Below are 8400 nucleotides of genomic sequence, written 5' to 3'. Positions count from 1 at the left end.
CGGCCCGACCCTGTCATCCACCAGCCGCTTCGGCCGCCGCACCAGCGACCCACCCGCCGCTGTCCAGCCGCACCGATCCCCGGCCCGGCCCGCCCTGGTCACCCACCAGCCGCACCGGTCGCCCCAGCCGCTTCGGCCGCCACACCCGCGACCCACCGGCCACTGTCCGGCCGCACCGATCCCCGCCCCCACCCCGGTCGTCCACCGGCCACCCCGGTCGCCGCTCCTGTCCGCCCACCAACACCCGAGCCGTCCCGCCCCCGGAGGTCCCGCTCCCGCCGCCGTGCCCGCGTCGGACTCCACCCCGCTCCCCCGCAGCCCTTCGGGGAGCCCGTTCCGGCCTCCCCGGCCGTCCGGGCGCGCGGAAACCCGTCAGCGGGCCGACGAGGCGGCCGGAACGGCGTCCGGTGCGGGCGCGGGGTGGTTCCGGGGGCCGGGCGGGCTGTGCCCGAGCTCACTGTCACCTCTCGCGCCCCCGTCTCGCTCCTCCCGTGGCTGACGTCGTGTGGCTGACGCCTCGTGGTCGACGTCGAGAGGAGACGGTGATGTCCGAGCGAGTTGTGGTGCTGGGGGCCGGTTACGCGGGTCTGGCCGCGGCCAAGCTGGCGGCCCGGTGGACCGGCGCGCGGGTGACGCTCGTCAACGAGCGCGACCGCTTCGTGCAGCGGGTCCGGCTGCACCAGCTGGCTGCGGGCCGGCCCGAGCGGCGGCTCCCGCTGCGGGACCTGCTGGCCGGGACCGGCGTCGAGCTGGTCGTGGGCCGGGCGGAGGCGATCGACCTGGGGGCGCGCGAGGTGCGCGTGGGCGACCGCGCGCTGCCCTACGACCGCCTGGTCTACGCCCTGGGCAGCGGCGCCGACCTGGGGTCGACGCCGGGCGTGGCCGAGCACGCCCACTCGGTGGCCGACGCCGAGTCCGCCGAGCGCCTGCACCGCGCCCTGTCGGGCGGGGGCTCGGGGGCGCGGGCAGGCCGGAGGTCCGTCGTGGTCGTCGGCGGCGGGCTGACCGGCGTGGAGACCGCCGCCGAGCTGGCCGAGGCCGGGCACTCCGTGGCGCTGCTGTCGTCGGGCGCGGTGGGCGCGGGCCTGTCCCCGAAGGCGGTGCGGCACCTGCACCGGGCGTTCGCGCGGCTGGGCGTGCGGGTGCGGGAGGGCTGCCGGGTCGAATCGGTGGACGCGCGGGGCGTGCGGGTCGACGGGGTGCGCGAGGCGGCGGACGCGGTCGTCTGGACGGCGGGCTTCCGGGTGCCGCCGCTGGCCCGCGAGTCGGGCCTGGCGGTGGACGCCTCGGGCAGGCTCCTGGTCGACGGCGCGATGCGCTCGACCTCGCACCCGGAGGTGATCGGCGTCGGCGACGCGGCGGCGATGCGCAGGGCGGACGGCCAGGAGATGCGTATGGCCTGCGCGACGGCGGGCCCGAACGCCCAGCGCGCGATCCGGGCGCTGGCCCAGGAGCTGGCGGGCGCCGAGCCCACCCCGACCCGCTTCCGGTACGTCGGCCAGTGCGTCAGCCTGGGCAGGCGCGACGCCGTGCTCCAGTTCACGCACCCGGACGACACCCCGCGCGACCTGGTCCTGACCGGCCGCGCGGCGGCGCTGGCCAAGGAGGCGATCATCGCCTACACCGTCGCCTTCCAGCGCCGCCCGACCCTCCCCAGCGGAGCCTGACGGCCCCGGCGCGACCACCCGCGGGCACCGCCGGACGCCGCGCGCAGGCACCCGGCCGCCCCACCCGCCGGGTTGTTCACCAATCCCCCCGGTGAACACCCGGTCAGGGCTCGAACCGGTACCCCATCCCCGGTTCGGTCACCAGGTGCCGGGGCCTGGACGGCTCGGGCTCGAGCTTCCTCCGCAGCTGCGCCAGGTAGACCCGCAGGTAGTGGGTCTCCTTGGCGTACGCGGGCCCCCACACCTCCTGCAGCAGCTGCCGCTGCGCGACGAGCTTGCCCGGATTGCGCACCAGCACCTCCAGCAGCCCCCACTCGGTCGGCGTCAGGTGCACCTCGGCGCCCTCCCGGTGCACCTTCTTCGCGACCAGGTCCACCGTGAACGCCCCCGTCCGCACCACCGCCTCGCCGGCGTCGGCGGGCGCGGCGGAGCGGCGGACGGCCGCGCGGAGCCTGGCCAGCAGCTCGTCCATGCCGAACGGCTTGGTCACGTAGTCGTCGGCCCCCGCGTCGAGCGCCTCGACCTTGTCGGTCGAGTCGACGCGCGCGGAGAGCACGATGATCGGCACGGTCGTCCACCCGCGCAGCCCGGCGATCACCTCGGTCCCGTCGACGTCGGGCAGCCCGAGGTCGAGCACCACCACGTCCGGCTTGCCCTCGGCGGCGGCCCTGAGCGCGGCGGCGCCGTCGTGGGCGGTGAGCACCTGGTAGCCGCGGGCGGACAGGTTGATCCGGAGCGCCCGGACGATCTGCGGCTCGTCGTCGACCACCAGCACCTTCGTCATGCGACCCTCCTCGCGCGGCGGGGTGGGCGCGCGGTCCGCCTGCCCACGTCCATTGTGCGCGTTCGGGTGAAGGCGCCACGCCGATGTGATCTTCCTCGGACAACCTCACCCGAAAGTGTGGCATTGACGGAACCTTGACGCACTCAGACGATGCATTTACGCAAGATTGACGGGTGTCTCGCCGCACTGGTGCGGATAAGGGCGAGTACATACGGGTGTGAATAGTTGGTAGCTATGGACATCGGTCCTTCTTCAGTGCGAATGTCCTGACCGGATTAGGACAAGTGCTCACCGTGGGTGAGCCGCGGGGAGGCATTCCATGACCGCCAGTGTGACCAATCAGGACGCCTTACAACTCGTGGTCGCGGTGCACCGCCTGGTGCGGAGCCTGCGGCAGTCGGCGTCGGTGCGCAGGCTCCAGCCGACCCAGCTGCTGGTGCTGGCCGAGCTGTCGAACCACGGGCCGCGGCGCCTCGGCGAGCTCGCGGTGCGCGCGCTCTGCTCCCCACCGACCGCGACAACCGTGGTGACCGGCCTGGAGTCGAACGGTCTCGTCCGCCGCGAGGCCGACCCGGCCGACGGCAGGGCGACGATCGTGGTGCTGACCGGCGCGGGCCGGGAAACGGTGCTGTCGATGGCGCACGGCGAGGCCGAGCTGCTGTCGGAGCGGCTCTCGGCGCTGTCGCCGGAGGAGCAGCACCGGGTCCGCGCGGTGACGCCGCTGCTGCGCAGGCTCGCCGACCGGTGACGTCGACGGGGCCGACCAGGCCGCCGAGGCGCACGCGCCCACCGGGCCCGGCCGGGCCCGCGCGGCCCGCGCGCCCGCCGGGTCGGGCGGACCAGCCGGGCTGATCGGACAGGTGCGGCGCTCCCGCCGGGGACGGGGGCGCGCGGGAAGGTGGGGCCGCCTGCGGGGAGGCGGCGTCCCTCATCCGGGTTAACTCAACCGTGCGTCACACCAAAGAGTGAAATATGTGAAAGCGCACGGAGAACCGCACGAAGAAAAGGAAAAGGATTTCCCGAATCGAATCAGGCGGGCGCCGACCGGGCGATCGGGCCGCCGACGAACCGCGAACTCCCCTAACGGGCGGCGGTCTTGGCGTCCCTCGGCCGGGGCTGGCACCGGGGGCACGAGTACGAGGAGCGGTTCATGAACGGCTCCCGCACGATCGCCGTCCCGCACCACGCGCACGGCCGGTCCTCCTGCCCGTACACCGCGAGCGACCGGTCGAAGTACCCCGACTGCCCGTTCACGTTGACGTACAGCGCGTCGAACGACGTCCCGCCCTGCCCGAGCGCCTCCAGCATCACCTGCGTGGCGTGCCCGAGCAGCTCGGCGGTCTTGGCGGTGGTCAGCTTGGCCGTGGGCCGCAGCCCGTGCAGCCTGGCGCGCCACAGCGACTCGTCGGCGTAGATGTTCCCGACCCCGGACACGAGCGTCTGGTCGAGCAGCGCCCGCTTCACGTCCGTCTTCCGCGACCGCAGCGCCCGCACGGCCGCGTCGGCGTCGAACTCCGGGTCCATCGGGTCGCGGGCGATGTGCGAGACCTGCCGGGGCAGCCAGGTCCCGTCGACCTCCACCAGCTCGTCCAGCGCGAGCCCGCCGAACGTCCGCTGGTCCACGAACCGCAGCTCAGGGCCGTCGTCCTCGAACACGACCCGGACCCGCAGGTGCTTCTCGTCGGGCGCCCCGACCGGCTGGACGAGCATCTGCCCGCTCATCCCGAGGTGCGCGAGCACCGCCTCGCCGCCGGACAGGTCGACCCACAGGTACTTGCCGCGCCTGCGCGCCGCGTCCATGCGCTGCCCGGTCAGCCGAACGGCGAAATCCGCCGCCCCCGGAAGGTGGCGGCGGATCGCTCGGGCGTGCAGCACCTCGACGGAGGCGACGGTGCGGCCGGTGACGTGCTCGTGCAGCCCTCGGCGGACCACTTCGACTTCGGGCAGCTCGGGCACGTGCGGTGATCAGTCCTCGGTGGTGCCCGCGGCGGCGTGCTCCGCGGTCTCGGCGCGGGTGGCGACCTCGCGCTCCAGCTCCTCCAGCAGTTCGAAGGCCGCGGCCTGCGGCTTCGTCGGCTTGAGCATCCAGCCGCCCGCCTGCGCGGTGTCGCGCACGAGGACGAGGCCCTGGATGCCGCCGCTGCGGGCGGCGCTGAGCGGACGGGAGGTGTGGCCGCGGTGGTGGGCGCGCCTGCTCCGGACGTTCGTGGCGTACATGTCGGCGTCAGTCTTCCTGGTCGGGTGAAGTCCGCTAGTTCGCCGAGCCCTGGCCGTTCTGCTCCGCGCCGTCGGCCGCGTCCTCGCCGTCGTCTGCCTTGTCGGACAGGACGCGCCAAGCGGCCTCGGCCGCCTTCTGCTCGGCTTCCTTCTTGGTGCGGCCGTCGCCTGAACCGTGGGGCTTGCCACCGACGTACACCGTCGCGGTGAACTCCTTGCGGTGGTCCGGCCCCTGGTCGTCCACCCGGTACTCGGGGACGCCCAGCCCTGACGAGGCGGTCAGCTCCTGCAAGCTGGTCTTCCAGTCCAGACCCGCGCCCCGGAGCGGCGCCTCGGCCAGCAGCGGGTCGAACAGGTGGTGGACCAGTTGACGTGCGGTGTCTATCCCGAACTGCAGGTACACCGCTCCGATGACGGCTTCGAGGCCGTCGGCGAGAATGCTCGCCTTGTCCCTGCCCCCGGTGAGCTCCTCGCCGCGGCCGAGCAGCAGGTGACCGCCGAGCCCGTCCGCGCCGAGCCCGCGGGCGACGCCCGCGAGCGCGTGCATGTTGACCACGCTGGCCCGCAGCTTCGCCAACTGCCCCTCGGGGCGGTCGGGGTGCGCGCGGTACAGGTGGTCCGTCACGACGAGCCCGAGCACCGCGTCGCCCAGGAACTCCAACCGCTCGTTCGGCGGCAGGCCGCCGTTCTCGTACGCGTACGAGCGGTGGGTCAGGGCGAGCGTGAGCAGCTCGGCGTCCAGGGGGACGCCGAGCGCTTCAAGCAGCGGGGTGCGGTCGACGGATCGACCGCGCGACGACCTACCCCCCATGGTGCCGTACTACCTTCGCCAGGGAGATCAGGCCGGCTGGACGACCTGGCGGCCGTCGTACTGACCGCAGGTCGGGCAGGCCACGTGCTGGGGCTTCGGCTGGCGGCAGGCCTTGTTGGAGCAGGCCACCAGGTGCACGGCGGCGGTCTTCCACTGAGCGCGGCGCGAGCGCGTGTTCGAGCGCGACATCTTCCGCTTCGGGACGGCCACGACTAGTTCTCCTCTGGATTGTCACGATTCCCGTCGAACCGCGCCTGCAGCGCGGCCCACCGGGGGTCAATCGTCTCATGCCCGTGGTCGGGGCCGAGATCTGCCAGCCTGCCGCCGCAGTCGACGCACAGCCCGAGGCAGTCCGGCGAGCACAGCGGCACCTGCGGCAGCGCGAGCACGAGGGCGTCGCGCACCACGGGTTCGAGGTCGATCAGGTCGTCGTGGACCCGGCTGACCTCGTCCTCCTCGGTGGTCTCGTCGGTGGTGCTGTCGGGGTACGCGTACAGCTCCGTCAGCCCCACCTGGACGTCTGACGACAGCGGGTCGAGGCAGCGCGAGCACTCCCCCTCCACCGTCGTGGAAGCGGTGCCCGTGACGAGGACGCCCTCGACCACCGATTCGAGCAGGAGGTCGAGCTCGACCTCGCCGCCCTCGGGCACCGCGATCACACCGAGCAGACCGAGACCTTCAGCCGGAACCGTCCTGCGGTAGGCGCGGCTGGAGCCCGCGCGACGCCCGAGGTCCCTGGTGTCGATGACCCAGGGCCCTGGTGCTGTGGAACGCGCGTGCGCGCGGCTGTGTTCAGGCATGGTGATTCGGTGTGTCGAGCTCGGTGGTGCTGGTGGCTGCCGGGCGATCTGCCACGGCCAACCGCTCAAGAGTACGGGACAACCGGGGCCGTGGCGAAATCGGCAGGTCGGGGCGGTGCTAGTCCTGGTAGTCGTAGGGCGCGGTCGCGCTGGCGACGGCCGGGCCGCGCAGGTGCGAGCGCCCCTTGCCGACGCTGCGCAGGGTGTGCGCGAGCAGGTCCTCGAAGTCGGCGAGCTTGCCGTCGACGTACGCGTCGCACTCACCGCGCAGCCGCATCGCCTCCGCCTGGGCGGCCTCCATGACGCGCGCGGACTCGACGTGCGCGGCCTGCACGACCTCGGTCTGGTCGACCAGCCGGGCCTGCTCGGCCCGCCCCTCCTCGATCGCGCGCTCGTAGTTGGCGCGCCCGGCCTGGACCATCCGGTCCGCCTCGGAGTGCGCCCGGCCCACCAGGTCCTCGTACTCCTGGCGCCCGGCGGCGACGGCCCGCTCGGCCTGCTCCTCCGCCTCGGCGACCAGGCGCTCGGCGCGCGCGCTGGCCTCGGACAGCATCCGCTCGGCCTCGTGCTGCGCCTCGGCGAGCATCCGGTCCGCCTCGGAGCGGGCCTTGCTGGTGGCCTGGTCGGCCTCGTGCTGCGCCTTGCCGACGAGCTCGTCGCGGTGGTCGAGCACGTCCTGCGCGTCGTCCAGCTCCGCCGGGATGGCGTCGCGGACGTCGTCGAGCAGTTCGAGCACGTCGCCCCTGGGGACCACGCACCCCGAGGTCATGGGCACGCCCCGCGCCTCTTCGACGATCGTGACCAGCTCGTCGAGGGCCTCGAACACCCGGTACACGTCACACTCCTCGCGCCACTGCCGATGTGCTCAACCTAGTGTGCCCTGCCCGTCACCGGGCGAGGGGGAGCGCGGTCGGGCGTGTCCGCACCCGAGCGGGTCCGGCGGGCGGGCCCGCCGGGTCAGCGGCGCTCGGCGAGGCGCTGGGTGAGCCTGGTCAGGATGCTGGGCGGGAGCAGGGTGGAGACGTCGCCGCCGTAGTTGGCGACGTCCTTCACCAGCGAGCTGGCCAGGAAGCTGTAGATGGGGTTCGTCGGCATGAACAGGGTCTCGACACCGGTGAGCTGGTGGTTCATCTGGGCCATCTGCAGCTCGTAGTCGTAGTCGCTGACCGCGCGCAGGCCCTTCACGATGGCCTGGATGTCGTTCTCCCGGCAGTAGTCGACCAGCAGGCCGTGCCAGGAGTCGACCCGCACGTTCGGCCACTGCGCGGTGACCTCGCGGAGCATCTCGGTGCGCTCCTCGACCGAGAACAGCGTCTTCTTGCTCTTGTTGATGAGCACCGAGACGACGATCTCGTCGAAGAGCCCGGCGGCTCTGCCGATGATGTCCAGGTGTCCGTTGGTGGCCGGGTCGTAGGAGCCGGGGCACACGGCACGCGTCATGGGCGGGACGGTAGCACCAGTGCCGATGCGCCCAGGGGCGTCGTGGGATGCGTCACCCGCGCGCCTGCGGGTGTTCGGCCCAGTGCAGTGCGGTGTCCCCGTATCGCTTGCCGCGCAACGGTTCCAACGGGCTCGGCCAGACGGGTTCGGGGCTGCGGGACGCGCGCTCGACCACCAGGAGGGTTCCGGGCGCGGTCCAGCCGTTCGCGACCAGGTCGGCGAGGACGCGGTCGAGCTGCTCGTCCGTGACGGCGTAGGGGGGGTCGGCGAGGACGACGTCGCACGGGCGCTCCGGCGGGGCGGCGACGACCGCCTCGGCCGGGCGGTGCAGGACGGTCGCGCCGGGCAGGCGGAGAGCGGCGGCGTTCGCGCGCAGGACGTCGGCGGCGCGGCGGTCGGACTCGACGAAGGTCGCGGTCGCCGCGCCCCTGGACAGGGCCTCGAAGCCGAGCGCGCCGGACCCGGCGTAGAGGTCGAGGACGTGCGCGCCGTCCAGGTCGAGGAAGGTCTCCAGCGAGCTGAAGAGGGCTTCCCGGACGCGGTCGGAGGTGGGGCGGGTGCCCTTGGGCGGCACCTGCAGGCGGCGTCCGCCCGCCGCGCCCGCGACGATCCTGGTCACGGGGGGAGTTTTCCAAACGGCCCCGCCGCGCCGTCCCGCCGGGTTCGCGGGACGACGCGGCG

11 protein-coding genes are annotated in these 8400 nt (G+C 73.5%); 2 read left to right on the top strand and 9 right to left on the bottom strand.

Features of this window, described 5'->3' with window-relative positions; genetic code table 11:
• The first annotated feature begins 545 nt into the window (after nt 1-545).
• Nucleotides 546-1667 (top strand): NAD(P)/FAD-dependent oxidoreductase, encoded by a 1122-nt coding sequence (locus ACTUAL_RS22010; RefSeq protein ID WP_440901570.1) that lies wholly within the window; start codon nt 546-548, stop codon nt 1665-1667.
• Between the two features lie 103 nt (nt 1668-1770).
• Here the strand turns inward: ACTUAL_RS22010 and ACTUAL_RS22005 are convergent, their stop codons facing one another.
• Nucleotides 1771-2451 carry a response regulator gene (locus tag ACTUAL_RS22005; RefSeq protein WP_096496624.1) on the bottom strand — a complete coding sequence of 227 codons (681 nt, stop codon included), beginning with the start codon at nt 2449-2451 and terminating at the stop codon, nt 1771-1773.
• A gap of 319 nt (nt 2452-2770) precedes the next feature.
• Here ACTUAL_RS22005 and ACTUAL_RS22000 point away from each other — a divergent pair, with 319 nt between their 5' ends.
• Nucleotides 2771-3199 (top strand): MarR family winged helix-turn-helix transcriptional regulator, encoded by a 429-nt coding sequence (locus ACTUAL_RS22000; protein WP_440901569.1) that lies wholly within the window; start codon nt 2771-2773, stop codon nt 3197-3199.
• A gap of 332 nt (nt 3200-3531) precedes the next feature.
• Here ACTUAL_RS22000 and mutM read toward each other — a convergent pair whose 3' ends face one another.
• The 8 genes from mutM to rsmD all read right to left on the bottom strand — a co-directional run bounded on the left by mutM (nt 3532) and on the right by rsmD (nt 8338).
• The gene (gene mutM, locus ACTUAL_RS21995) at nt 3532-4407 is read right to left on the bottom strand and encodes a bifunctional DNA-formamidopyrimidine glycosylase/DNA-(apurinic or apyrimidinic site) lyase (protein ID WP_440901568.1); all 876 of its coding nucleotides are present in this window, start codon (nt 4405-4407) and stop codon (nt 3532-3534) included.
• A 9-nt stretch (nt 4408-4416) separates the two neighbouring features.
• Nucleotides 4417-4668, bottom strand: a complete 252-nt coding sequence (locus ACTUAL_RS21990; protein WP_440901567.1) for a hypothetical protein — start codon at nt 4666-4668, stop codon at nt 4417-4419.
• A 34-nt stretch (nt 4669-4702) separates the two neighbouring features.
• Nucleotides 4703-5479 carry a ribonuclease III gene (gene rnc, locus ACTUAL_RS21985; protein ID WP_096496627.1) on the bottom strand — a complete coding sequence of 259 codons (777 nt, stop codon included), beginning with the start codon at nt 5477-5479 and terminating at the stop codon, nt 4703-4705.
• 27 nt (nt 5480-5506) lie between these two features.
• Complete coding sequence (gene rpmF, locus ACTUAL_RS21980; protein WP_015804658.1) at nt 5507-5689, bottom strand: 50S ribosomal protein L32; 183 nt, start codon at nt 5687-5689, stop codon at nt 5507-5509.
• A gap of 2 nt (nt 5690-5691) precedes the next feature.
• Nucleotides 5692-6279: a YceD family protein gene (locus ACTUAL_RS21975; protein ID WP_096496628.1), complete on the bottom strand. Its 588-nt coding sequence runs from the start codon at nt 6277-6279 to the stop codon at nt 5692-5694.
• Between the two features lie 118 nt (nt 6280-6397).
• Entirely contained in the window at nt 6398-7114 is a 717-nt protein-coding gene (locus ACTUAL_RS21970) for a DivIVA domain-containing protein (protein WP_096496629.1), read from the bottom strand.
• A gap of 122 nt (nt 7115-7236) precedes the next feature.
• Nucleotides 7237-7719: a pantetheine-phosphate adenylyltransferase gene (coaD, locus tag ACTUAL_RS21965; RefSeq protein ID WP_440901566.1), complete on the bottom strand. Its 483-nt coding sequence runs from the start codon at nt 7717-7719 to the stop codon at nt 7237-7239.
• A gap of 52 nt (nt 7720-7771) precedes the next feature.
• Nucleotides 7772-8338, bottom strand: coding sequence for a 16S rRNA (guanine(966)-N(2))-methyltransferase RsmD (gene rsmD, locus ACTUAL_RS21960; RefSeq protein WP_440901565.1), 567 nt, complete (start codon nt 8336-8338; stop codon nt 7772-7774).
• Nucleotides 8339-8400 lie beyond the last annotated feature (62 nt).

Source organism: Actinosynnema sp., assembly GCF_052038725.1.
This window is presented reverse-complemented; position numbering and strand designations above follow the sequence as displayed.

Excerpts from the sequence above, each read along its gene's own strand:
- ACTUAL_RS22010 (WP_440901570.1), top strand. The coding sequence starts at position 546 with ATGTCCGAGCGAGTTGTGGTGCTGGGGGCCGGTTACGCGGGTCTGGCC.
- ACTUAL_RS22005 (WP_096496624.1), bottom strand. The coding sequence starts at position 2,451 with ATGACGAAGGTGCTGGTGGTCGACGACGAGCCGCAGATCGTCCGGGCG.
- ACTUAL_RS22000 (WP_440901569.1), top strand. The coding sequence starts at position 2,771 with ATGACCGCCAGTGTGACCAATCAGGACGCCTTACAACTCGTGGTCGCG.
- ACTUAL_RS21990 (WP_440901567.1), bottom strand. The coding sequence starts at position 4,668 with ATGTACGCCACGAACGTCCGGAGCAGGCGCGCCCACCACCGCGGCCAC.
- rnc (WP_096496627.1), bottom strand. The coding sequence starts at position 5,479 with ATGGGGGGTAGGTCGTCGCGCGGTCGATCCGTCGACCGCACCCCGCTG.
- ACTUAL_RS21975 (WP_096496628.1), bottom strand. The coding sequence starts at position 6,279 with ATGCCTGAACACAGCCGCGCGCACGCGCGTTCCACAGCACCAGGGCCC.
- coaD (WP_440901566.1), bottom strand. The coding sequence starts at position 7,719 with ATGACGCGTGCCGTGTGCCCCGGCTCCTACGACCCGGCCACCAACGGA.